Below are 23,922 nucleotides of genomic sequence, written 5' to 3'. Positions count from 1 at the left end.
GGAAGGGAGGCCGACTGTGACGACACTGGTTACGGGTGCCACCGGGAACACCGGCCGACATGTGGTGGCGGAGCTGGTCCGCCGAGGAGAGCCCGTTCGGGCACTGACGCGGGATCCGGTTGCCGCCGCGCGGAGTCTTCCGGCCGAAGTGGAACTGGTGGCCGGCACGCACACCGCACCGGAGTTGTTGGACGCCGCCCTCGATGGCGTCGATCGGTTGCATGTCACGGTGACGGCGGGGCTCGCCGAGGTCGGGTCCGACCTGGTACGTCGGGCAGTTGGTGCCGGTGTGCGGCGCATCACCGTCGTGTGGGGTGGTGGCGTGGGGCCGGTCGAGCAGGCGGTGGCGGATTCAGGTGTGGAGTGGACCCGCCTGGAACCGCAGGAGTTCATGTGCAACACGTTGAACTGGGTCGAGTCGATCCGAGACGAGGGGAACGTACGCGAGCCGTACGACTTTCCCAGCGCGCTGGTCCACGAGGCCGACATAGCGGCGGTGGCAGCGGTCGCGCTCCTCGACGATGGCCATGCGGGGCGTGCCTACAACCTCACCGGGCCCGAGTCGCTGACCCCGCGCCAACGGATCGCACTCCTGTCCCGAGCGATCCGCCGCGACATCGCCCTCGTTCCGATCACGCACGGGCAGGCCGTCGACAGGCTGGTGGCAACCGGTGTGTCCCGGGCGGACGCCGAATATGTCGTCGGCTGGTACGCCGCTCCCAGCGATGCCTCCACGACCGTCGTCGACACCGTCGAGCGGGTGACCGGTCGCCCGGCGCGCACGTTTGCCCAGTGGACGGCCGAGCACGCGGATCGCTTCCAGGTGCCCCGTCTCACGGTCGGCTAGTGCGCCGCAAGACGGGGCACCGGCCCGCATACCCCGGGGCGTCTCAGCGCAGGTAGATGTTGGGCTGGGGCGGGGTGGCCATCCCGTTGCCGATGAAGAAGCTCGGATGCGGCGGCTGGTTGTAGGCGGTGTTCTGCCAGGCGACCGCCACCCGGTACTGCGGATCGTGCATCAGTGTCGCGATCCTGATGTTGCTCGGCGTCGGCGTGCTGTAGATCCGTAGCGCCGTACTGTCGGTGGTCCGCCAGATCACCTCCTCCCGCCAGTCACCGAGGATGTCGGCCGAGAGCGCGGGCGTGGCCTTGGTGCCGTTGTTCGAGGCCACCCCGCTGCCGGTGAGCAGCCGGGTGTCGCCACCGGTGCCGTACTTGTCGATCCGGGTGGCGTCCAGCAGTTCGCGTACCGGATCGCCGTCCCACCAGGACAGGAAGTTGGCCGACGAGGGCTTGCGGCCGACGTTCGCACCGCTCGGGCTGCGCAGCCCGTCGACCGCCGACGACCACGACTCCGCCCCCGCGCTGCCGGCGTGGACGTCCGCCGCCACGCCCCGGCCGTTGTCGCCGGACGCCGCCGTGGACCAGAGGACCTGACCGGTACGCGCGTTCGCGAACCAGGACGACGGTTTGCTGGCGTCCTCGCTGACCTTGAAGTACTCCAGCCCGGCCCGGCTCGGGTCCAGGTCACCGACGTGCGCGGCGTCGCCGTGACCGTGTCCGGTGTTCCAGAGCGCGCTGCCGTTGTCGTCGATGCACATGGCGCCGAACAGGATCTCGTCCCGGCCGTCGGCGTCCACGTCGGCGATGGCCAGGCTGTGGTTGCCCTGGCCGGCGTACTGGCTGCCGGCGGAGTTGGAGTCGAACGTCCAGCGCCGGGTCAGGCTGCCGTTGCGGAAGTCCCAGGCCACGATCACGGTCCGGGTGTAGTAGCCACGGGACATGATCAGGGACGGTCGCTGGCCGTCCAGGTAGGCGGTGCCGGCGAGGAACCGGTCGACCCGGTTGCCGTAGTTGTCACCCCACGACGAGACCGTGCCCCGTGCCGGCAGGTAGTCCACCGTCGAGGCGATCGCCCCGGTCCGGCCGTCGAACATGGTCAGGTACTCCGGCCCGGCCAGGACGTAGCCGCTTGCGTTGCGGTGGTCGGCCGAGGAGGAGCCGATCAGCTGCCCGGTGCCGGAGCGGGTGCCGTCGGCGGTCTTCATCGCCACCTCGGCGTCCCCGTCACCGTCGTAGTCGTACACCTGGAACTGGGTGTAGTGCGCGCCGGCCCGGATGTTGCGGCCGAGGTCGATGCGCCACAGCCGGGTCCCGGTCAGGGTGTACGCGTCGACGAAGACGTTCCCGGTGTACCCGGACTGCGAGTTGTCCTTGGCGTTGGACGGGTCCCACTTCAGGACGATCTCGTACCGGCCGTCGCCGTCCAGGTCGCCGACCGAGGCGTCGTTGGCCGAGTACGTGTACGCCTCCCCGGACGGCGTGGTCCCGCCCGGCGGCACCTGGAGCCGTACGTCGAGGTAGCCGTTGCCGAACTGGAGCGCCGGTGCGGACGCGGCCTGCTCGGTCCCACCGACCACGGCCCGCACGGTGTACTCCGTGCCGGCCGCTCCCCCGGTGTCGAGGAAGTTCGTGACACCGGTGATCGGTGAGCCGTTCAACCTGGTCGACCCCCGGTACAGGTTGAACGCGACCTGCGGCCCCTCGGTGCCGAGCAGCCGCCAGGAGACCAGGTTGGCGCTGCCGGAGCGGACACTGACCAGGCCCCGGTCCAGGTCCTCGGCCTGCTTCGCCCCGCCCGCCGGAGGGGTCGTCGGCGGCGGTTGGGTCGGTGTGGTCGGCGGCGGGTCGGTGGTCGGTGCCGGGGTCGTACCGCTCGGTGTCCCGGTCGGCACGCCCGTCGGTGTGGGTGTCGCGGTCGGCGGCGGGCCGGTGGTCGGGGCGACGCCACCGGTGCAGGTGGTGCCGTTGAGCGCGAAACCCGCCGGCACCGGGTTGCTACCGGTCCAGGAGCCGTTGAAGCCGAACGAGACGGTGCCGTTGGTGGCGATCGCCCCGTTGTAACCGACGTTGACGGCGCTGACCTGCGCGCCGGACTGGGTCACCGTGGCGTTCCAGGCCTGGGTGACCTGTTGCCCGGCGGCGTACGACCAGGTGAGGGTCCAGCCGGTGAGCGGGTCACCGAGGTTGGTGATGGTGACCCCGGCGCCGAATCCGTCCTGCCACTGGTTGGTGACCTGGTAGTCGACCCGGCAACCGGGGGCGGCGGCCGAGGCGACCACCGCGGTCATCGCGACGGTGGAGGCGAGCGTGCCGGCGGTGACGGCGGCGAGCAGTGCCGTACGCCGGGAGCGCGGCCCCGCCGATCCGGCCCGTGCCGGGTACGGAAAGCGTGATCGTGAGCTGGGCATTGTCTACTCCGTGGGGACGGGTGCGCGGCGGTGCCGCCGACCGGTGGCCGGACGGGCGCTGCCGGCCTGCCCGGACCGGCGGCTCAACTCACCGCGGAACGGCCGAAACTGGATCAGTTCAACGGCCGCTTCGACGAAGGACGGAGGCTCCGTACGCACCTGGAGCGTAGGACAACGCTCTACCGGGTTACAAGATAGACCGATCCGAATTTAAAGGTTTCAGTTCTGCCGCGGACTCAGCTCTCCCGCCGGACCAGGTGGCCGCCGGCCGGCACGGTCACCGGGGTCCCGCCGAGCGACACCGATCGCGGCTCGGGGTCGTGGTTGAGCAGGAAGAGCCAACTCGTGCCGTCGGGCGAGCGGCGGCGGACCGCCTCCACCCCGTCCGGCGCCGTCGGACAGGTCGGCGCCGCCCCCGCCGCGCGGGCCGCACGGGTGAGCAACCCCCGGTGGGAGGTGTCGTCGAGCCGGGTGGAGACGTACCAGGCCACCCCGGAACCGAACCGGTGCCGGGTCACCGCCGGCTGACCGGCGAGCCGGCCGGCACCGTACGCGAGCACGGTCCGCGCCCCGGCCGGTCGTACCGTCTCGGTCCACAGTCGACCGGTCCCGCCCGTACCACCGTCACCGCCGGGCTCGACGGTGACGAGGGGTTGCCGCTCGTCGTCGGGGAGCGGATGGAACTCCTCCACCCGGATGCCGAGCACGTCCCGCAACGCGCCCGGATAGCCGCCCAGCCGAACCCGGCCGTGCTCGTCGGCGATCCCGCTCAGGTAGCCGACCACCAGGTGACCACCGGCCGCGACCCAGGCCCGGATCCGGGCGGCGGTGTCGTCCGAGACGAGATAGAGAGCGGGCAGGACGAGCAGGCGGTACCCGGCCAGCGGATCCGGACCACCGCTCGGGGTGAGCCGGGCCGGGCCGACGAAGTCGGTGCCGAACCCGGCCCGCCAGAGCAGCCGGTGGGCCGTACGCACCTCGTCGAGGTAGTCGAGCCGGTCGGTGGGCAGGCCGGGGCCGGTCAACGCCCACCAGCACTCGGCGTCCCAACCGATCGCCACCGGCGCCTGCACCGCGCCGGTCGCCGCCACCGGCAGGTCGCCCAGGACCCGCCCCAGCTCGACGGTCTCCCGGAACACCCGGCTGTCCGGCCCGGCGTGCGGGACCAGGGCGGAGTGGAAGCGCTCGGCCCCACCGGCCGGTGCCCGCCACTGGAAGAACATCGCGCCCCGCGACCCCCGGGCCACGTACGCGAGGCTGTTGCGGAGCAGCCGCCCCGGCTCCCGGCTGTGCATCCGCCCCGGCGTGTAGATCAGGTTCGGCGCGCTCTCCATCAGCAACCAGTCCGGCCCACCCGTGCCGACCGGCACCCCGGAGCCGGCCTCGGCGGCCGCTCCCGTCTCGACCGACGGCACGGACCGGGCCGGTGGAACGGACCGAGCCGGTGGAACGTGGCGGGCCCAGGAGCGGGCCAGGTCGGCGGCGAAGGCGATCTGTTCCTCCGCGCCCCGGTCGGCCACCGAGGGATAGTGGTCGATCGCGACCAGGTCCACCTCGCTCGACCAGCGGGCGTGGTCGACCGGCACCCACTCGCCGAAGACGTAGTTGGTGGTCACCGGGACGTCCGGGGTGGCGGCGCGGAGCAGGTCGCGCTGCTCGACGTACGCGGCGAGCAACTCGTCGGACCAGAACCGGCGGAAGTCCAGCAGGTGCGCCGGGTTGGCCAGGTAGCGGGTCGCCCGGGGAGTGGAGATCTGCGCCCAGTCACCGTAGTGCTGGCTCCAGAAGCTCGTGCTCCAGACCTCGTTGAGCCGGTCGAGATCGTGGTGGCGGTCGCGCAGCCAGCGCCGGAACGCCTCGGTCGCGTGCGGACAGTGGCAGTCGGTGGCGTACTCGTTGTGCACGTGCCAGAGGGCGAGCGCCGGGTGGTCGCGGTAGCGGGCGGCGAGCGCGGCGGCGATCCGCCGGGCGGCGTCACGGTACGCCGGGGCGCTCACGCAGTAGGTGTCCCGGCTGCCGTGGTGCAGCCGTACGCCGTCGGCGGTGACCGGCAGCGCGTCGGGATGGGCCAGTGAGAACCACGGTGGTGGGGACGCGGTCGGGGTGGCCAGCGCGACCCGGATCCCCCCGTCGTGCAGCAGGTCCAGCACCCGGTCCAGCCAGTCGAAGGCGTACCGGCCGGGCTGCGGTTCGAGCCGGGACCAGGCGAAGACCCCGACGGTGACCAGGTTGACCCCGGCCTGCCGCATCAGCGCCACGTCCCGGGTCCAGACGTCGGCCGGCCACTGTTCCGGGTTGTAGTCCCCGCCGTAACAGAGCCCGTCGATCCCCCTCGGCCCGGCCAATCCGATCGCCTCCCGCCCTTTGTTTAGTGCCCAACCTAAGTAGTGATCAGTTGTCACCACGAGAACCTGAAGGAAAGCGCTGGTTCGACGCTTTGATGGCTGTCAAAGCATTGACAGTTTGTTTGAAGACCAAAGAAACTAGAGGGCAGGCCGCTCGGCGGTGCGAGTGGACCGGAACAGACCGGCTGGCCGGTCGGCCCACTGCTCACGGGGTGAGTCTCGGCGACTGGGACCCCGAGGGCACGGGTCCGGCGGGGTGCCCAGGTGGGGGGCGCCCCGCCCCCGTCCCACCCGCCCCGGCGGTCAACCCTTGACCGCACCGGTGAGCACCCCCTTGGTGAAGTGGCGCTGCACGAACGGGTAGACCGCCACCGCCGGGACCACCGTGACCACCACCACCGCCATCTTGATCGCCAGCGAGGGCGGGTAGGCGCTGATCCCCGGCAGGTTCGGCACGTTGCCGGTGACGTGCGGGGACTGGCCGGCCAGCAGGTAGCTCTGCAACACCCGCTGGATCGGGAACTTGTCGTTGTCGTCCAGGTAGAGCACCGCGTTGAAGTACGAGTTCCAGTAGCCGACGGCGTAGAACAGCCCGATCACCGCCACCACCGCCCGGGACAACGGCAGCATGATCCGGGTGAGAATGCGGAACTCCCCCGCCCCGTCGATCCGGGCGCTGTCCACCAGTTCGGCCGGCACGTTCATGAAGAAGGCGCGGATCACCACGAGGTTGAACACGCTGATCGCGCTCGGCAGGACCAGCGACCAGAGGCTGTTCTTCAGGCCCAGCCCGGTGACCACCAGGTAGCTGGGCACCAGACCGGGGAAGATCAGGAAGGTGAGCAGGAAGAAGAAGAGCAGCGGCCGGTGCGCCAGCGAGTCCGGCCGGGACAGCCCGTACGCGGCGAGCACGGTCAGCACCAGGCTGACCACCGTACCGACGACGGTGACCAGGGTGCTCACCCAGACCGCCCGGGTGACCTGACCTCCGGAGAAGATCGTCACGTACGCGGAGATGTCGATCTCGCGCGGTACGAGCACGATGCCGCCCGCCTCGTTGATCGTGCCCCGGGAGGCGAGGCTGGTCACCAGCACCGCCCAGATCGGCCCGAGTACGGCCAGCACCAGCAGCGTGAGCAGCAGTCCCTTGCCGAACCGGCCGACCGGGGTCGGCGGCTCGGCCCAGGCCGGCCGGCGCTCCCGCTCCCGTCGCTCGCGCTGGCGCCGCTCCCACCGCTGCCGGTCCCGCCCGCTCCGGGACCACTGCCAGCGGCCCCGCCCGCTGCGGGACCGCTGCCGCCGGGGTGGACCGGACCGGGGCGGTCCACCGTGCCGGGTCGACGTGACGCTCATGATTTCGCGTACACCCCCTGTTCGCCGAGCCGGTGGGCAGCCTTGTTCGCGGCCAGGATCAGGACCAGTCCGACGGCGGCCTTGAACAGTCCGGCCGCGGCACCGAGTCCCCACTGCTGGGGCACGATCGCCTGGTAGTAGACGAAGGTGTCGAGCACCTCGGCGGCCTGCCGGCCGACCGCCTCCCGTTGCAGGATGAACTGCTCGAAGCCGACCGAGAGCGCGTCACCGAGCCGCATGATCAGCAACAGGATGATCACCGGGCGCAGACCGGGCAGGGTGATGTGCCACAGCCGCCGCCAGCGGCCCGCGCCGTCGGCGGCGGCGGCCTCGTACAGGTTCTGGTCGATGGCCGACAGCGCGGCGAGGAAGACGATCGCGCCCCAGCCGGCGTCCTTCCAGACCGCCTCGGCCGTGACCAGCACCAGGAACGTGTCCGGGTTGGTCATCACGTCCCACGGCTGGAACCCGGCCTGGCGCAACTCCTGCGCGAGCAGGCCGGCACCGCCGAGCATCTGTACGAAGAAGGTGACCACCAGCACCCAGCTGAAGAAGTGCGGCAGGTACACGACGCTCTGCACGAATCCGCGTACCCGGCCGGAGACCACGCTGTTGAGCAGGATCGCCAGCAGGATCGGCAGCGGGAAGAAGAAGACGAGCTGGAACGCGGTGATGGTGAGGGTGTTGCGTACCGCGTCCCAGAACGCGGGGTCGCCGAAGAGGGTCTCGAAGTTGCCGAAGCCGATCCACTCGCTGTGCAGGAACGCCCCGAGCGGGTCGTCGCCCAGGAACGGGTTGTAGTCCTGGAAGGCGATCACGTTGCCCAGCGTCGGCAGGTAGTGGAAGACCAGCAGCAGCAGCCCGGCCGGCGCGACCATCACCAGCAGCGGCCAGTCCCGGCGCAGCCGGTCGGCGAGGCCCCGCCGGCCCGGTCGCCCGCGTCGGTCCGTACCCGTGTCCGGCCGCCGCTGTCGGCCGAGGTCCGTGCTCATCGGCCGTTGTCGGCCAGGGCCTGTTCCAGGAAGGCCCGGCCCTCGTCGCCGCCGCCGGACCGGAACTCCTTCACCACCTGGTCGATGTCGCCGACCGGGCGCCGGCCGCGGAGAATGTCGTTGATCTTGTCTTCGCTGGGCACCAGCACCTTCGAGTAGTTCGCCGGCAGTTCCAGCTTGATCCCGGCGAGCAGGTCCGGTTCGAGGTGGGTGATCGTCGCCCGGAGGTAGCCGAGGTAGTCCTGCACGTAGTTCGGGGTGTCGCCGCTGCGCACCTTGACCGGCACCCGGCCGCCGAGATAGTCGTACTGGGAGGCCTTCTCCTTGCGGCCCAACTCGGTGGGGATCGGGCTGCCGTCGGCGGCGCGGGTGAAGTGCCTGCCCTCCACGCCGTACTCGCGCAGCTCGTACTCGCGGCTGCCGAACGGGGCGGCACCCCAGTTGAGCACCCGCAGGATCTCCTCGGTACGCGCCCTGCCCAGGCCCTTCCTGACGAAGGTGAAGAAGATCGGCTTCTCGCTGCCCCAGACCACCGGCTTGGTGGTGCCCGCGCCGAAGAGCGGTACCGGTTGCATGTTGAACGTCGGGGTCACCTTGACCTGCTCGCCCTGCATCCCCTGCCAGGCACCGAGGCCGTCCTGGTACATCAGGATCTTGCCGCCGTTGAAGAGCTGCTTCTCGTCGGCGCCCTTGCTGGCCACCGTGTCCGGATGCACCAGCCCCTCGGCGAACAGTCGGGCGGTGAACTCCAGCGCCGCCCGGTACTCGGGCAGCTCGTACTTGTGGACCAGGCCGCCGTCGGGCTTGCGCCGCCAGCCGTTCTGCAGGCCGGGGCAGCCGAAGTACTGCTGCACCATGGAGAAGACGCTGCCGAACGCCCAGACGCCCCGGTCGGCCCGGGTCATCTCCTTCCCGAACCGGTACAGCTCGTCGGTGCCGGTCGGCGCCGCGACCCCGGCGGCGTCGGTGAGATCCTTGCGGTGGAACATCGCGTACGCGAACGGCCCGTCGGTCGGGAACGGCACCGAGTAGAGCCGGCCACCCCAGGCCGCATACTCCCAGGCACCGGTGGAGAGCGCGGCCAGATTCGGGTACGCGTGCACCGCGTCACCCTTGAGGTAGTCGGTCAGGTCCTCGAAGAGCGCCTTCACCGCGTCCGAGAACCGGGAGATCTTGTCGATTTCCCAGTTCGGCCCGACCAGCAGGTCCGGTACGTCCCGCGCCCCGAGTACGGCGCTGAGCTTGTCGGCGTACGTGTTGCCGTCCTGGAGGCTCGGGTTGACCCGGACGCCGAGTTCGGCGTTCACCGCGTCCAGGTAGGAGTTGCGCCCGAGCGCGGGCGGGGTCGGTCCCCACCACGGCGACATCGTCCTGATCTCCGGCCCGCCCGCGCCGGGCTTGGCCGGCACCGAGACGACCAGGTCGCGGGGATAGGTGAGGAAGCCCTGCGGGATCGGCCCGTCGCCGGGGATGTCGGGCTTGACCAGGTCGACCGGTCTGTAGTTGGGCAGTACCCCCTTGACCGCGTCGGCCCTGGTGGCGCTGCCCCGGCTGCCGGCTTCCTTGCTACAGCTGGTCAGCAGCCCGCCGCCGGCCAGCGCGGCGGTGCCGAGACCGAACAGGGTGAGGAACCGGCGGCGGTCGGTGGTCCCGATCGGATGCGTTGGATCCACGCCACGCTCCCTTCAATCGGTGGGTGTGCGGCACAGCGACGCACAGGTAGAGTTATTTCGTCGGGTGACTAAACTAAGTTAATCGACGGTGACCGCTGCCACAAGGGAACCTCGCGGCGCGTCGACCGACACGACATGGCCCACCACCGGCGGGGTACGGCATGATGTGTGCACCGCCGCGGGCCGGCCGAGACCGGGCAGCACGCACCAGCACGCGGGGAGCGGGAAAGACTTTGATCACGATGCAGACCGGTGCCGAACCGGCCGACCTCGCCGACGTACGGGCCACCAACCTCGCCGTGGTGCTGCGTCACGTACGCGCGCACGCGCCCTGCTCCCGCGCGGACATCGCCGCCTCGACCGGGTTGAACAAGGCGACCGTGTCCAGTCTGGTCGCCGACCTGATCGACCGACGGCTGGTGCGCGAGACCGGCCTCACCGAGAACCGGATCGGCCGTCCCGCCACCATGCTGGTCCTCGACGGCGAGCCGTACGCGGCGATCGGGATCGAGGTCGGCGCCGACCAGCTCACCGTGGTCGCGGTCGACCTCGGCGGGACCGAACTGCTCAGCTGGCGCCGGGCCTTCGCCGGTGCCGGCGGCACCGGCGCGCGGGCGGTCAGCTCGATCGCCACCCTGGCGAACCGGGCGATCACCCGGCTGGCCGACCAGGGGCGGGAGGTCCTCGGGCTCACCGTGGGCGTACCGGGGCTGATCGACGGGGCCGGCACCGTCCGGGTCGCGCCCAGCCTCGGCTGGCGGGACCTCACCCTCGGCGCCGACCTGCGCCGGGCCCTGCGCGAGCCGTCGTTCGAGGTGGTGGTCGACAACGACGCCAACCTCGCCGCGCTGGCCGAGTTCCGGCACGGCCCGTACGCCGGCACCGCCAACCTGGTCCACCTCACCGCGAGTGCCGGCATCGGCGCCGGGGTGGTGGCCGACGGTCGGCTGCTGCGCGGCGGACGCGGCTTCGCCGGCGAGATCGGCCACCTCTGCCTCGACCCGACCGGACCGGACTGCCCGTGCGGCCGGCGCGGCTGCCTGGAGGCGCTGGCCGGCATCCCGGCGCTGATCCGACGGGTGCTGCCGGACACCGCGTTGGACGGGCCGGTGACCGACTTCGCCCCCGAGGTCGAACGGATCCGCAGCCGGGCCCGACAGGGCGACCGGCCGGCACTCGACGCGCTCACCGAGGCCGGTCGGCACCTCGGCCACGGGATCGCCGTGCTCGGCAACCTGGTCAACCCCGAGGTGGTGCTGCTCGGCGGCTACCTCGTCACCCTCGCCCCGTGGCTGTTGCCGGCGGCCGAGGCCGAACTCGCCGCCCGTACGGTGGCGCCGGACGCCGGCGGCACCCGGCTGGCCGCCTCCGCCCTCGGGCCGGGCGCGGCGGCGGTCGGCGGCGCGGCCCGCGCCCTCGCCATGGTCGACGCCGGCCGGCTGCCCACCGCCCCGCCGCCCTGAACCACCGCCCCCGACAACCATGCCGCCGCCGACCGACCCGGATCAGATCGACCGACGTCATCCCTTGACCCGCCCGGCGGCGGGTGGAAGCCTCGAAGTGCCCCGCCACCACGCCCCGGCGTCCGGCGTGCCGGTGGGCACGTCTTCTCATGGTCGTCGAAGCGCTTCGAGCTTCCCGGGCTGGCGGCCGATCCCCACACCGCCACCCCACCATGCGCGAACCGAGGTCTCACGAGGCGTTCCGCCCGCGCCGGTGGAGCCGCCCGCAGATCACGAGAGGTGATCGACATGCGCCAGCCGACCATGCGCGAGGCCCTACCCGTGTGTGCACCCGCCGCCGGAGGCGAACCGACCGTCCCCACCGTCCCCACCGACCTGCCCGGACCGACGGTCCCGGCGAGCCCGGCCGGCCTGCGGGTCCCCGCCGACCTGGCCGCCCCCGCCGCCCGGACCGCACCCGGCCGGGACTTCCGCGACCCCGACCGGCCCCTCCCCGCCCGCGTCGCCGACCTGCTCGGACAACTCACCCTGGACGAGAAGATCGGCCTGCTGCACCAGTACCAGGCGCCCATCCCCCGGCTCGGCATCACCACCTTCCGCACCGGCACCGAGGCGCTGCACGGGCTGGCCTGGCTCGGCCCGGCCACCGTCTTCCCGCAGGCCGTCGGGCTCGCCAGCAGCTGGCACCCGGACCTGCTCCGGGCCGTCGGCGACGCGGTCGGCGACGAGGTACGCGCCCGGCACCGGCAGGACCCGGCCCGGATCGGGCTGAACGTCTGGGCACCGGTGGTGAACCCGCTGCGCGACCCCCGCTGGGGACGCAACGAGGAGGGGTACGCCGAGGATCCCTGGCTGACCGGGCTGCTCGGCACCGCGTACGCCACCGGGCTGCGCGGCAACCACCCCGACTACCTCAAGACCGCGCCGACCCTCAAACACTTCCTCGGCTACAACAACGAGACCGACCGTTGCCTCAGCTCCAGCAACCTGCCGCCACGGGTCCTGCACGAGTACGAACTGCCGGCCTTCCGGGCCCCGCTCGCGACCGGTGCGGCGGTGGCCGTGATGGCGTCGTACAACCTGGTCAACGGGCGGCCGGCGCACCTCAGTCCGCTGCTGAACCGGGACCTGCGCGACAGCGCCCCCGGCGAGATCGTGGTGGTCGGCGACGCGGGCGCGGTGACCAACCTGGCCGGCGCCCAGGGCTACCTGCCGGACCACCCGAGCGGGTACGCCGCCGCACTGCGGGCCGGCGTCGACAACGTCACCGAGGACGACACCGACACCGCCCCGTCCCGCTGGCGGTTCACCGAGGCGCTGCGCCGGGGACTGCTGGTCGAGTCCGATCTGGACGACGCGGTCCGGCGGCTGCTCACCATCCGGTTCCGGCTGGGCGAGTTCGATCCGCCCGAGCGCAACCCGTACACCCGGATCGGCGCGGAGGTCATCGACTGCGCCGCCCACCGGCGGCTGGCCCGACAGGCCGCCGAGCAGTCGTTCGTACTGCTGCGCAACGACGGGCTGCTGCCGCTGCACCCGGACCGGACCGCCCGGATCGCCGTCCTCGGACCGCTCGCCGGCACCCTGCACGTCGACTGGTACAGCGGCACCCTGCCGTACGCGGTGACCGCGCTGGACGGCCTGACCGAGCGGTTCGGTGCCAACGCCGTCGTCCACCACCCCGGCGTCGACCGGATCGCGCTGCGCCCGGCCGGGTCGAACGCCGGCTACGTGCGGGCCACCATCGACCCCGACGGCGCACCCCTGACCGTCGACGTCGACGCCGCGCCCGGGCCGGTCGGCGACGCCGACGACGGCCCCGGCGGGAGCGGGCCGGCCGGCGGCGGGTCCGGACTGCCCGACGGCGGCGGGTCCGGGCCGGTGAACTGGTTCGAGGTGTACGACTGGGGCCGCGGACTGGTGGCGCTGCGTGCGGTCGCCAACGGCCGGCACGTCGGCGGCGACCCGGCCGGCGTCCTGGTCAACGATCGGCCCGGTCCCGGCGGCTGGCTGGTCCGGGAGACGTTCCGACTGGTCGAGCGGGGCGACGGGACAACCCTGTTCTGGCACGTGGCCGGCGAACGGTTCGTCACCGTCGGCCCGGACGGGGTGCTGCGCGCCGACGCCCCCGACGCCGACTCGGCGACCCCGTTCACCGTCGAGCCGGTCGAGGACGGCGCCGCCTCGGCGGCCACCCTCGCGGCGGGCGCGGACGTGGCGGTGGTGGTGCTCGGCAACCACCCGATGGTCAACGGGCGGGAGACCGAGGACCGGCTCGACCTGACCCTGCCGGCCGCGCAGGAGGCGCTGCTGCGCGCCGTACGGGCGGTGAATCCGCGTACCGTGCTCGTGCTGACCAGCGGATATCCGTACGCGGTCAACTGGGCCGACGAGCATGTGCCGGCCCTGCTCTGGTCGGCGCACGGCGGACAGGAGTACGGGCACGCGCTGGCCGCCGTACTCTGCGGCGACACCGACCCCGGTGGGCGGCTGACCCAGACCTGGTACCGGTCCGCCACCGAACTACCCGACCTGTTCGACTACGACGTGATCGCGACCGACGCGACGTACCTCTACTACCGGGGCGACCCGCTCTACCCGTTCGGTCACGGGCTGAGCTACACCAGCTTCGCCTACACCGGTCTGCGGTGCGACCGCGAGGCGGTGGAGCCGGACGAGACCGTCGAGGTCAGCGTCGAGGTGACCAACACCGGTGACCGTGCCGGCGTCGAGGTGGTGCAGCTCTACACCCGGCAGCGGCGCTCGCGGGTGAAGCAGCCGCTGCGCCAGCTGCGCGGGTTCGTCCGGGTCACCCTCGACCCCGGAGAGACGACCACCGTACGACTGCCGTTGCGCGCCGCCGACCTCACGCACTGGGACGTGACCCGGGGGCGGTACGTGGTGGAGCGGGCCCGGCACACCGTCTCGGTCGGACGGTCCAGTCAGGACCTGCTCGCCAGCACCACCCTGACCGTACGCGGTGAGCGGATCGGTCCCCGCGATCCCCGGCGCGGCCCGCTGCGCGCCGAAGGCCACGACGAGTACGCCGGCATCGTGGCGGTGCCCGACGGCGGGATCGGCGACGCGGTGGAGGCGACCGAGGCGGGCGCCTGGCTCCGGTTCGCCGCCGTCGACTTCGGCACCGGGGTCGCCGGCCTGACCGCCCGGATCGCCAGTCCACCGCCGCAGCTGTTCGGGGCGGTGCCGGGCGTACCCGGTGGGTCCGCGCGCGGGCCGGAACCGGTCGGGCGGCCCGGACCGGCGGGGCTCACGCTGCGGTTGGACGACCCGGTCGACGGGCCGGTGGTGGGGACCGTGCCGGTGCCGGCGATGGGTCTGCGCGACCCGGATCCGGCCCGGCGACGCGACTGGGCCGAGGTGACCGGCCGCTGGCTGCCGGCCGCGGCGACCGGGGTACGGGACCTGTACCTCGTGTTCGACACCCCGGGCGTTACCGTGAGCTGGTTGAATTTCCAGCACGACGATCGGTCGACGGTCCGTGGCTGATGCCGGAGGCGTCTAGTGTCCGAACAGAACCTCGTGCCGAAGCGCCCGGACATGGTGACCATCGCCGACGTGGCGCGGCACGCCGGCGTGGCGGTGAGCACCGTGTCGTACGTGCTCAGCGGCAAGCGGGCCATCTCGGCGACCACCCGGGAACGGGTCCTGACCAGCGTGCGCAAGCTCGGCTACCACCCGAACGCCGGGGCGCGGGCGCTGGCCAGCCGGCGGTCGAACGTGATCGCCCTGGTGCTGCCGCTGCGCGCGGGCATGCACCTGCCGGTGCTGATGCAGTTCGCCACCTCGGTGGTGACCACGGCCCGGCGGTTCGACCACGACGTGCTGCTGATGACCGCCGACGAGGGTCCGGCCGAGCTGCGCCGGATCGCGGCCAGCGCGATGGTCGACGGGCTGATCCTGATGGACGTGGAGATGCACGATCCCCGGGTGCCGCTGCTGCGCCGGTTGGAGCGGCCCAGCGTGTTGATCGGCTTCCCCGCCGACGCCACCGGCCTGACCTGCGTAGACCTCGACTTCTACCAGGCCGGTCAGGTCTGCGTCGAGCATCTGGCCCGGCTCGGGCACCACCGGATCGCCCTGCTCGGTGCCCCGGCGGTGGTCTACGACCGGGACACCGGTTACGCCCACCGGACCCGCGCCGGGTTCACCGAGACCGCGCAGCGGCTCGGGCTGACCGCGACCGCCCAGCCGTGCGAGGAGAACGCCGACTCCGTACGCCGGGAGCTGACCGGCCTGTTCGACCGTCAGCCGGACCTGTCCGGGCTGGTGGTGCACAACGAGGCGGCGGTGGGACAGGTGCTGGCCGCGCTGCCGGCGCTGGGTCGTACGGTGCCGCGCGACGTTTCGGTGGTGGCGATCTGCCCGGACGAGCTGGCCGAACGGGCCGCCCCGGCGCTGACCTCGGTGCTCGTTCCGGCGGAGGAGGTCGGCGAACGGGCGGTGGCGCTGCTGATGGAGAAGCTGGCCGGCACACCGGTGCCCGACGGCACCCTGCTCGACCCCCGGCTGACCGTCCGGGCCAGCACCGGCGCCCCCGCCCTCTTCCCGACCGCCCACTGACCCGGCGCCGTCGACCCGATGTGCGACGGTGATCGTGCTCCGGATCGGCCGGATGATTGCTAGTCGATCGACCGACGGGGATGCTGTACTCGCATCCATCGATGTCGATCAGCGGAGGTCCGCATGCGCCGTTCCCCGTTCCTCGCCCTGCTCACGGTGACGCTCCTGCTCACCGCCCCGACGGCCGCCCACGCCCGACCCGCCACCCCCGACGCCGCCGATCCGGCGCGGGCGGCGGCGGCCCTGGCCGAGGCACGCACCACCGGCACGGTCTGGGGCCTCGACCCGGCCACCGGGACGATGACCCTGACCGTCGACGACACGGTCGACGCCGCCCGGGTGGCCGCGCTGCGGGCGACCGCGGCCCGCGCCGGTGCGGTCGTCCGCCACGAGCCGGGTCGGCTGACCACCCTCATCGCCGGTGGTCAGGGCATCCAGAACCCCGCCGGGCGCTGCTCGCTGGGCACGACCGTCCGCAAGGGCGCCAGCCTCTACTTCATCTCCGCCGGACACTGCATCATCCTGGGCGGCAACTGGTACGCCAACGGTGCCCAGATGCCGCTGCTCGGGGTCCGCGTCGCCAGCAGCTTCCCGAACAACGACTACGGCCTGGTCCGGTACACCGACGGCGTGCTCCACCCGATCGCCACGTACACCTACCCCGGCCTGCTGCCGACACCCGGCGTCGGCAACGCCTACGTCGGGCAGAGCGTCTGCCGCAGCGGCTCCACCACCGGCGTCCGCTGCGGTACGGTCACCGCCCTCAACCAGACGGTCAACTACGCCCAGGGCACGGTGTACGGCCTGATCCGTACCAACATCTGCGCCGAGCCGGGGGACAGCGGCGGGCCGCTCTACGTCGCCGGGACCGGGGTGGTGCTCGGCATCCTCTCCGGCGGCAGTGGCAACTGCACCTCCGGCGGCACCACCTACTACCAGCCGATCCAGGAAATCCTCGCCGCGTACGGCGTCACCCTGCCCTGATCCTCGGGCCGCCCCGCTCCCCCGCGCGTCGGACGGGAGCGGGGCGCTCCGCGACCTTCAATATTCCCGTAGGTTTCACGAAGGTGTCTCTCAGCGCGCGGTGGTGTGATGGACCCGGTCGCGGGTGGCCCGCCCCGGGTCCCCGGCCCACGACGGATGGAGCATCCGATGGCACTGACAGCGTCCTGGAAGCCCGGCACCGGTCGTCCGGTGCTGACCGGCGTCGACCGCGCCACCCCGTCCGGCGACGACCGCCCGGATCCGGACACCCCGGTCGGCAAGGGTCAGGGGCCGCTGGTCTTCCTGCGCCCGGAGCGGGTCCTCGCCGACACCGAACCGCTCGCGGTCGCCGACCACGGCCACTGGAAGTACGTCCGGGCGGCCTGACGTCACCCGGCGCGAAAGCCGGCGGGTCGTGCCTCAGGTCCAGGCGTTCGGGTCGCTGACCAGCTCGGTGACCCGGTCGGGCAGCTTGCCGCTGGCCACGTCGGCGACGCTGACCAGTTCGAGGATCTCCCGCTCGCTGGCCCGCAGCGCGATCCAGACCTCCTGTAGGGAGCGGGCCGCACCCTGGTAGCCGAGATCCTCCGGCCGCTGGCCCCGGATGTGCGCCAGCGGTCCGTCGATCACCCGGATCACGTCGGCGAGCGAGATCTCCGCCGCCTTGCGGGCCAGCCAGTAGCCGCCCTCCGGGCCACGCTGGGCGTGCACGATGCCGCCCCGGCGCAGTTGCAACAGGATGCTCTCCAGGAACTTCGGCGGGATCTCCTGCGCGCGGGCGATCTGCTCGGCCGTGACCGGGGTCGGGCGTCGGGCGGGGCCGGTCGCCGCGGCGGTGTCGTCCGCCGTGGCGGCAAGTTCGGCCGTGGCACGCAGTGCGTAGTCGACCCGTGCGGAGAGACGCATGCCGGCAAGGTTAGCCCCCGCTCCGCCCGGTGAACGGTGCCGGGGGTGCCAAGCCACGCAGAGTGCTACTTCCGGCGGAAACCACGCTTATCCCGCACCGGCCGACCCCCCTGTCACCTGGGGCGGAAGCGGTCAGGCGCCGACCCGGCGGAGCAGGCCCTCCTGCACCGAGCTGGCGATCTGGCGGCCGTCGACGGTGAACATCCGGCCGGTCGCCAGTCCCCGCGCGCCGGAGGCGGACGGGCTCCAGCAGTCGTAGAGGAACCACTCGTCGGCCCGGAACGGGCGGTGGAACCAGAGAGCGTGGTCGAGGCTCGCGCCGACCACCCCGCCCGGCCCCCAGACCTCACCGTGCACCGAGAGCACCGAGTCGAGCAGGGTCAGGTCGGAGGCGTACGTCAGCGCGCAGGCGTGCAGCAGCGGGTCGTCGGGGAGCTTGCCGTCCAGGCGCATCCACACCCGCTGGTGCGGGTCGGCCGGCCGGTCGCCGGGGCGCACCCAGCCGGGCTCGCCGACGTAGCGGACGTCGATCGGGCGCGGGATGAGCGACCAGATGCCGAGCCGTTCCGGGTAGCGGGCCAGCCGGTCCGCCATGGTCGGCACCTCGTCCGGACCGGGCACGTTCGGCGGGACCGGGGCCTGGTGGTCGAGCCCCTCCTCGGTCCGCTGGAACGACGCGGACATGAAGAAGATGGTCTTGCCGTGCTGCCTGGCCACCGACCGGCGGACCGAGAACGAGCGGCCGTCGCGGATCCGTTCCACCTCGTACTCGATCGGCTCGACCGGGTCGCCGGGACGGACGAAGTAGCCGTGCAGCGAGTGCACGAACCGGCTCGGGTCGACGGTCCGGCCGGCGGCCACCAGTGCCTGCCCGGCGACCTGACCGCCGTACACCCGTTGCGGGCCGACCGGTGGGCTCATCCCCCGGAAGGTCATGTCGTCGATCCGGGTCAGGTCGAGCACCTCAAGGAGCTGATCGACCGCGACCTGTCCACCGACCGGCCCGCCGGACGTCACTGCAGGGCGCGGGCCGCCGCCGCGTCGACGAGCGAGCCGAGCTGGTGTACGCGCAGGGTGTTGGTGAAGCCCGGGGTGCCGGGCGGGCTGCCGGCGACGATCACCACGTAGTCGCCCGGGTTGCCCCGGCCGAGGCCGAGCAGGGCCTGGTCGACCTGGCGGAACATGTCGTCGGTGTGCTGCACGAACGGCATCAGGAAGGTCTCCACGCCCCAGGCGAGGGCGAGCTGGTCGCGCACCTCCGGGACCGGGGTGAAGGCGAGCAGCGGCAGGTCGCAGTGCAGCCGGGAGAGCCGGCGCACGGTGTCGCCGGTCTGCGAGAAGGCGACCAGGGCCTTGGCGCCGATGGCGCGGGCGATCTGCGAGGCGGCCACGGTGAGCGCGCCGCCGTGCGTACGCGGGTCGTGCTGGAGCCGGGGCACGCCGATCGAACCGGACTCGGTGGTGGTGACGATCTTCGCCATGGTGCTCACGGTGAGCACCGGATACTTGCCGACGCTGGTCTCGCCGGAGAGCATCACCGCGTCGGCGCCGTCGAGCACCGCGTTCGCCACGTCGGAGGCCTCGGCGCGGGTCGGCCGGGAGTTCTCGATCATCGAGTCGAGCATCTGGGTGGCGACGATGACCGGCCGGGCGTTCTCCCGGCAGAGCTGCACGGCCCGCTTCTGCACCAGCGGCACCTGGTCCAGCGGAAGCTCGACACCGAGGTCACCCCGGGCGACCATGATGCCGCCGTCGAACGCGGCGACGATGGCCTCCAGGTGGTCCACCGCCTCCGGCTTCTCGACCTTGGCCATGACCGGCCGGTGGACGCCGACCTCCTGCATGATGTTGTGCGCCAGCTTGATGTCGTCGGCCGAGCGGACGAACGACATCGCGATCATGTCGACCCCGAGGCCGAGCGCGAACCGGAGGTCGTCGGCGTCCTTCTCCGACATCGCCGGCACGCTCACCGCGACGTTCGGCAGCGAGACGCCCTTGTTGTTGGAGACCGCGCCACCCTCGGTGACCAGCACCCGGATGTCGTTGCCCTCGACCGAGCTGACCTCGACCGCGACCCGGCCGTCGTCGATCAGCAGCCGGTCGCCGGGACGGACCTCCTGGGGCAGCTTGCTGTAGGTGCAGGAGACCCGCTCGCGGGTGCCGACGATGTCGTCACCGGTGATCACCACGGAGTCACCGGTGCGCCACTCGTGCGGGCCGTCGGCGAACCTGCCGAGGCGGATCTTGGGGCCCTGCAGGTCGGCCAGGATCGCCACCGCCTTGCCGGTGGCCTGGGCGGCCTGCCGGACCAGGTGAAAGACCTGCTCATGGTCGGCGTGGCTGCCGTGGCTGAAGTTCAGCCGGGCCACGTCCATGCCAGCCTCCACGAGACCGCGGATGCGCTCCGGGGTCGAAGTCGCGGGGCCAAGCGTGCAGACGATTTTCGCGCGGCGTGTCACGCCCATCAGGCTAGTCTCTCTCCCAGATCGGTCCACGGGCCGACCCTGTCGGATTCTGGAATTCTCGTCCAACGTCACGCTGTGCGCAGATGTCCGGCGGGTGTCGTCTCGCCGGGCGGCGTCGGGGTGGCGGGCATCAGCGACCGCGCGTCCGGAAGCGTACCGCCGTCGTGATGTGTACGACACGCCCGGTCGGCCCGGTGGGCCCCGTCAGTCCGGAAGTCGGCACGTCACGAGAGATCGCTACCGACAATTCTTGCCAATTTGCCCAAGCGGGACGATCAACCGATTAGCCGTCAAACCAGGCAGGAATCGACGTGCGTCTTGACGGCCCGAAACAGCGGCGTAACACTCGTCGGGAGAGCGCTCTCACTGTCAGAACCCGCAGGCGCGGGCCGGCCGCCGGAACCCCCCGGCGGCCGGCCGTACCCACCCAGCCCGGCGTTGCCACGCCTCGACTGGGCCGCCCCACCGCGCCCTATCCCCGACAGGTGGGCCCAATGGAAGTACATCGTCGCACCACCCGCACACCCTCGACCCGATCCCGATCCCGATCCCGATCGAGATGGGCAGTGGCCGCCGCCCTGGTCGCCGCGCTGCTGGCGCCCGTACCGTTCGTCATCGGGCCGACCGCCGCGCAGGCCGCGCCGGTCCTGCTCTCCCAGGGCAAGCCGGCCACCGCCTCGTCCGTCGAGGGCGCGTTCGTCGCCACGGCGGCGGTCGACGGCGACACCGGCACCCGCTGGTCCAGCGCGTTCAGCGACCCCCAGTGGCTCTCGGTGGACCTCGGCGCCACCGCCGCCCTCAGCCAGGTGGTCCTGCGCTGGGAGGCGGCGTACGGCCGGGCCTTCCAGATCCAGACCTCGCCGACCGGCGCCGCGCCCTGGACCACGATCTACACGACCACCACCGCCACCGGTGGCGTGCAGACGATCCCGGTCACCGGCAGCGGCCGCCACGTCCGGATCTACGGCACCACCCGCGGCACCGGCTACGGCTACTCATTGTGGGAGTTCCAGGTGTACGGCGAGTTCGGCACCACCCCGCCGACCACGCCGCCGACCACCCCGCCGGTGACCGGCACCCCGGTCGAGCCGACCGACCCGCGCAACCCGAACTTCGGGCCGAACACCTTCGTCTTCGACCCGTCGACGCCGACCAGCACCATCCAGAGCCGGCTGAACACGATCTTCGCCGGTCAGGAGACCAACCAGTTCGGTCCGGAGCGGTACGCGGTGCTGTTCAAGCCCGGCACCTACACCGCCGACGTCAACCTGGGCTTCTTCACCCAGGTCGCCGGGCTCGGCTTCTCCCCCGACGACGTGAACCTCAACGGTCACGTACGGGCCGAGGCCACCTGGTTCGGCGGCAACGCCACCCAGAACTTCTGGCGGGCGGCGGAGAACCTGTCGGTGACCCTGCCGGCCGGGGTGACCGTGGAACGCTGGGCGGTGTCGCAGGCGGCCCCGTACCGGCGGATGCACCTGCGCGGCGCGCAGAACCAGATCCAGCTCTGGAACGGCGGCGACGGCTGGTCCAGCGGCGGCCTGATGGCCGACACCCGGATCGACGGCCTGGTGGTCTCCGGTTCGCAGCAGCAGTGGTACTCGCGCAACAGCGAGTTCGGCAACGGCTGGACCGGCTCGGTGTGGAACATGGTGTTCCAGGGCGTGGCCGGTGCCCCGGCCCCGAACTTCCCGAACCCCTCGCACACCGTGCTCCCCACCACCCCGGTGGTCCGGGAGAAGCCCTTCCTGTACGTCGACGGCAGCGGCGAGTACCGCGTCTTCGTACCGGCGCTGCGGCAGAACAGCACCGGCACCACCTGGTACAACAAGACGCCGGCCGGTACCTCGTCCTCGCTGAGCCAGTACTTCATCGTCCGGCAGGGCACCCCGACGGCGACCATCAACGCCGCTCTGGCCCAGGGCAAGGACCTGCTGTTCGCCCCGGGTCTGCACCGGACCACCGACACGATCCGGATCACCCGGCCGAACACGGTCGTGCTCGGCCTCGGCCTGGCCACGATCGAGCCGCAGAACGGCGTGACCGCGATGACCGTCGCCGACGTGGACGGGGTGAAGGTCGCCGGCATCATGTTCGAGGCCGGCACCACCAACTCGGCCACCCTGATGGAGGTCGGCCCGGCGGGTTCCAGCGCGGACCACGCGGCCAACCCGACCTCGCTGCACGACGTCTTCTTCCGGATCGGCGGCGCGGTCGCCGGCCGGGCGACCAACAGCCTGGTGATCAACAGCGACGACGTGATCGGCGACCACATGTGGTTGTGGCGGGCCGACCACGGCAACGCGGGCACCTACGGCTGGACGATCAACACCGCCGACACCGGGCTGGTGGTCAACGGCGACGACGTCACCATGTACGGCCTCTTCGTCGAGCACTACCAGAAGTACCAGACCATCTGGAACGGCGAACGCGGCCGCACGTACTTCTACCAGAACGAGTTCCCGTACGACCCGCCGACGCAGGCGGCCTGGATGAACGGCTCCACCCGAGGCTATGCGGCGTACAAGGTGGCCGACGCGGTGAACACCCACGAGGCGTGGGGGCTGGGCAGCTACTCCTACTTCAACGTCAACCCCAGCGTGGTCGCCGAACGGTCGTTCGAGGTGCCGAACAAGACCGGGGTCCGGTTCCGGAACATGGTCTCGGTGTCCCTCGGCGGCGTGGGCACCATCAACCACGTCATCAACAACGTCGGTGGTCCGGCGAACCAGGCCAACCAGACCATCTACGTGGTCAGCTACCCGTAACAAATCCCGACTGGCACCACACCTCCGGGAACCAACCGCGCCCGGTCCGGTCGACACGTCGACCGGGCCGGGCGCGGCCCGTTGGCGTCCGGTCAGCTGACGACACAGGTCGGGGTCGGTGAACCTGTTGGTGCCGGTCCACGAGCCGAGGAACCCGAAGGTGGTGCTCGCACCGGCGCCGAGGCCGCCGTTGTAGGCGACGTTGGTGGCGCTCACCCCGGTGCCGGTCGAGGTGAGGGTGACGCCCCAACTCGACGCGACCGACTGCCCGTTGAGCCAGGCCCAGGTGACCGCCCAACCGCTGATCGCGGCGCAAAAACCAAACTAACCCCGCCCCCATGCCCCCATGGCCCCATGGCCCCATGGCCCCATGGCCCCATGGCCCCCGTTGATCATGAAGTTAGCGCACCGCCGAGCAACCAGAGGTCGCGCTAACTTCATGATCAACCAGGGGGGTCGCGCGGCGCTCCTGGAGGGAGGGGGTCCAGGTGGGGTGGGGTGGGTCAGGGTCGGGGATGGTCGAGGGCGGCTTGGAGGAGGTGGTGGGTGGACTCGTCGAAGGCGACCAGCCGGACCCGCTCGACCCGGGACGGGGTGGCCCGGATCGTGTCGACCGCTATCCGGGCCGCCTGCTCCGGCGGGAACCCGTACACGCCGGTCGCGATGGCCGGGACGGCGATCGCGCGTACGCCGAGCTCGTCCGCGACCTCCAGGCAGCGCCGGTAACAGGAGGCAAGCACGTCCGCCTCGCCGTGGTCGCCGCCCTCCCAGACCGGGCCGACGGTGTGGATCACGTGCCGGACCGGCGGGTCGAGGTGGAACGCCGGCGTTGCCTTCGCGTCGCCCGGATCGCACGGCGCGATCGCCGCCCCCGCCTCGGCCAACCGTGGTCCCGCGGCCCGATGGATCGCTCCGTCCACCCCGCCCCCACCAAGCAACGACTCGTTGGCCGCCGTCACCAGCGCGTCCACGTCCTCCGCAGTGATGTCCCCCTGCACAACCTCGACATCCACCATGCCCTGATTCTCCTCTCCACCCCTACTTCCATGCCCCACTCCCCCACGCTCCTCCCGCCCCGCCCCGCCCCGCCCCGCCCCCGCCCCGCCCGCTCCCGCTCCGGCCCGCCCCGGCGACAGGGTGA

Annotated in this window: 16 protein-coding genes and 1 pseudogene; 7 read left to right on the top strand and 10 right to left on the bottom strand. The window is 72.0% G+C overall.

The genetic code is table 11. The annotated features are described in order from the left end of the window. The first annotated feature begins 16 nt into the window (after positions 1–16). Positions 17–847, top strand: a complete 831-nt coding sequence (locus tag ACZ6QQ_RS03350; protein WP_465873957.1) for an NmrA family NAD(P)-binding protein — start codon at positions 17–19, stop codon at positions 845–847. A gap of 43 nt (positions 848–890) precedes the next feature. Here the strand turns inward: ACZ6QQ_RS03350 and ACZ6QQ_RS03345 are convergent, their stop codons facing one another. The 5 genes from ACZ6QQ_RS03345 to ACZ6QQ_RS03325 form a co-directional block, all read right to left on the bottom strand. Next, positions 891–3,251 carry a rhamnogalacturonan lyase family protein gene (locus tag ACZ6QQ_RS03345; RefSeq protein ID WP_465873956.1) on the bottom strand — a complete coding sequence of 787 codons (2,361 nt, stop codon included), beginning with the start codon at positions 3,249–3,251 and terminating at the stop codon, positions 891–893. A gap of 236 nt (positions 3,252–3,487) precedes the next feature. Then, positions 3,488–5,596, bottom strand: coding sequence for a beta-galactosidase (locus ACZ6QQ_RS03340; RefSeq protein ID WP_465873954.1), 2,109 nt, complete (start codon positions 5,594–5,596; stop codon positions 3,488–3,490). Positions 5,597–5,899: 303 nt separating this feature from the next. Continuing rightward, positions 5,900–6,949, bottom strand: a complete 1,050-nt coding sequence (locus tag ACZ6QQ_RS03335) for a carbohydrate ABC transporter permease (protein ID WP_465873952.1) — start codon at positions 6,947–6,949, stop codon at positions 5,900–5,902. Then, positions 6,946–7,941, bottom strand: coding sequence for an ABC transporter permease (locus tag ACZ6QQ_RS03330; RefSeq protein ID WP_465873950.1), 996 nt, complete (start codon positions 7,939–7,941; stop codon positions 6,946–6,948). Before ACZ6QQ_RS03330 ends, ACZ6QQ_RS03335 begins: the two co-directional genes overlap by 4 nt. Continuing rightward, positions 7,938–9,614, bottom strand: coding sequence for an extracellular solute-binding protein (locus tag ACZ6QQ_RS03325; protein ID WP_465873948.1), 1,677 nt, complete (start codon positions 9,612–9,614; stop codon positions 7,938–7,940). The genes ACZ6QQ_RS03330 and ACZ6QQ_RS03325 overlap by 4 nt, the downstream gene beginning before the upstream one ends. A gap of 242 nt (positions 9,615–9,856) precedes the next feature. On the opposite strand from ACZ6QQ_RS03325, the gene ACZ6QQ_RS03320 reads away from it, so the two are divergent. The 5 genes from ACZ6QQ_RS03320 (at position 9,857) to ACZ6QQ_RS03300 (ending at position 17,029) form a co-directional block, all read left to right on the top strand. Continuing rightward, positions 9,857–11,077 (top strand): ROK family protein, encoded by a 1,221-nt coding sequence (locus ACZ6QQ_RS03320; RefSeq protein WP_465873946.1) that lies wholly within the window; start codon positions 9,857–9,859, stop codon positions 11,075–11,077. A gap of 288 nt (positions 11,078–11,365) precedes the next feature. Next, the gene (locus ACZ6QQ_RS03315) at positions 11,366–14,584 is read left to right on the top strand and encodes a glycoside hydrolase family 3 C-terminal domain-containing protein (protein WP_465873945.1); all 3,219 of its coding nucleotides are present in this window, start codon (positions 11,366–11,368) and stop codon (positions 14,582–14,584) included. Positions 14,585–14,599: 15 nt separating this feature from the next. Further along, positions 14,600–15,658 (top strand): LacI family DNA-binding transcriptional regulator, encoded by a 1,059-nt coding sequence (locus ACZ6QQ_RS03310; protein WP_465873943.1) that lies wholly within the window; start codon positions 14,600–14,602, stop codon positions 15,656–15,658. A 123-nt stretch (positions 15,659–15,781) separates the two neighbouring features. Next, positions 15,782–16,642: a S1 family peptidase gene (locus tag ACZ6QQ_RS03305; RefSeq protein ID WP_465873941.1), complete on the top strand. Its 861-nt coding sequence runs from the start codon at positions 15,782–15,784 to the stop codon at positions 16,640–16,642. A 168-nt stretch (positions 16,643–16,810) separates the two neighbouring features. Continuing rightward, positions 16,811–17,029, top strand: a complete 219-nt coding sequence (locus ACZ6QQ_RS03300; protein WP_465873939.1) for a hypothetical protein — start codon at positions 16,811–16,813, stop codon at positions 17,027–17,029. A 33-nt stretch (positions 17,030–17,062) separates the two neighbouring features. Here ACZ6QQ_RS03300 and ACZ6QQ_RS03295 read toward each other — a convergent pair whose 3' ends face one another. The 3 genes from ACZ6QQ_RS03295 to pyk all read right to left on the bottom strand — a co-directional run bounded on the left by ACZ6QQ_RS03295 (position 17,063) and on the right by pyk (position 20,013). After that, the gene (locus ACZ6QQ_RS03295) at positions 17,063–17,548 is read right to left on the bottom strand and encodes an RrF2 family transcriptional regulator (protein WP_465873937.1); all 486 of its coding nucleotides are present in this window, start codon (positions 17,546–17,548) and stop codon (positions 17,063–17,065) included. Between the two features lie 132 nt (positions 17,549–17,680). Beyond that, positions 17,681–18,565, bottom strand: a complete 885-nt coding sequence (locus tag ACZ6QQ_RS03290) for an acyl-CoA thioesterase (protein WP_465873935.1) — start codon at positions 18,563–18,565, stop codon at positions 17,681–17,683. Further along, positions 18,562–20,013, bottom strand: a complete 1,452-nt coding sequence (gene pyk, locus ACZ6QQ_RS03285; protein WP_465873933.1) for a pyruvate kinase — start codon at positions 20,011–20,013, stop codon at positions 18,562–18,564. The genes ACZ6QQ_RS03290 and pyk overlap by 4 nt, the downstream gene beginning before the upstream one ends. A gap of 494 nt (positions 20,014–20,507) precedes the next feature. Between pyk and ACZ6QQ_RS03280 the strand changes: the two genes are divergently transcribed. Further along, on the top strand, positions 20,508–22,781 hold the full coding sequence (locus tag ACZ6QQ_RS03280) for a galactose-binding domain-containing protein (protein ID WP_465873931.1): 2,274 nt from the start codon (positions 20,508–20,510) through the stop codon (positions 22,779–22,781). Between the two features lie 186 nt (positions 22,782–22,967). On the opposite strand, the pseudogene ACZ6QQ_RS03275 reads toward ACZ6QQ_RS03280, so the two are convergent. After that, positions 22,968–23,087: pseudogene (locus tag ACZ6QQ_RS03275) on the bottom strand (cellulose binding domain-containing protein); the annotation flags it as partial. Positions 23,088–23,284: 197 nt separating this feature from the next. After that, positions 23,285–23,797 (bottom strand): O-acetyl-ADP-ribose deacetylase, encoded by a 513-nt coding sequence (locus tag ACZ6QQ_RS03270; protein WP_465873929.1) that lies wholly within the window; start codon positions 23,795–23,797, stop codon positions 23,285–23,287. Positions 23,798–23,922: the final 125 nt, after the last annotated feature.

It is taken from the genome of Micromonospora sp. NPDC049529 (genome assembly GCF_055586685.1).
This window is presented reverse-complemented; position numbering and strand designations above follow the sequence as displayed.

What these genes read in the sequence shown, in the direction of transcription:
- ACZ6QQ_RS03345 (WP_465873956.1), bottom strand. Translation starts at nt 3,251, where the DNA reads ATGCCCAGCTCACGATCACGCTTTCCGTACCCGGCACGGGCCGGATCG.
- ACZ6QQ_RS03335 (WP_465873952.1), bottom strand. Translation starts at nt 6,949, where the DNA reads ATGAGCGTCACGTCGACCCGGCACGGTGGACCGCCCCGGTCCGGTCCA.
- ACZ6QQ_RS03330 (WP_465873950.1), bottom strand. Translation starts at nt 7,941, where the DNA reads ATGAGCACGGACCTCGGCCGACAGCGGCGGCCGGACACGGGTACGGAC.
- ACZ6QQ_RS03320 (WP_465873946.1), top strand. Translation starts at nt 9,857, where the DNA reads ATGCAGACCGGTGCCGAACCGGCCGACCTCGCCGACGTACGGGCCACC.
- ACZ6QQ_RS03315 (WP_465873945.1), top strand. Translation starts at nt 11,366, where the DNA reads ATGCGCCAGCCGACCATGCGCGAGGCCCTACCCGTGTGTGCACCCGCC.
- ACZ6QQ_RS03305 (WP_465873941.1), top strand. Translation starts at nt 15,782, where the DNA reads ATGCGCCGTTCCCCGTTCCTCGCCCTGCTCACGGTGACGCTCCTGCTC.
- ACZ6QQ_RS03300 (WP_465873939.1), top strand. Translation starts at nt 16,811, where the DNA reads ATGGCACTGACAGCGTCCTGGAAGCCCGGCACCGGTCGTCCGGTGCTG.
- ACZ6QQ_RS03295 (WP_465873937.1), bottom strand. Translation starts at nt 17,548, where the DNA reads ATGCGTCTCTCCGCACGGGTCGACTACGCACTGCGTGCCACGGCCGAA.
- pyk (WP_465873933.1), bottom strand. Translation starts at nt 20,013, where the DNA reads ATGGGCGTGACACGCCGCGCGAAAATCGTCTGCACGCTTGGCCCCGCG.
- ACZ6QQ_RS03280 (WP_465873931.1), top strand. Translation starts at nt 20,508, where the DNA reads ATGGAAGTACATCGTCGCACCACCCGCACACCCTCGACCCGATCCCGA.
- ACZ6QQ_RS03270 (WP_465873929.1), bottom strand. Translation starts at nt 23,797, where the DNA reads ATGGTGGATGTCGAGGTTGTGCAGGGGGACATCACTGCGGAGGACGTG.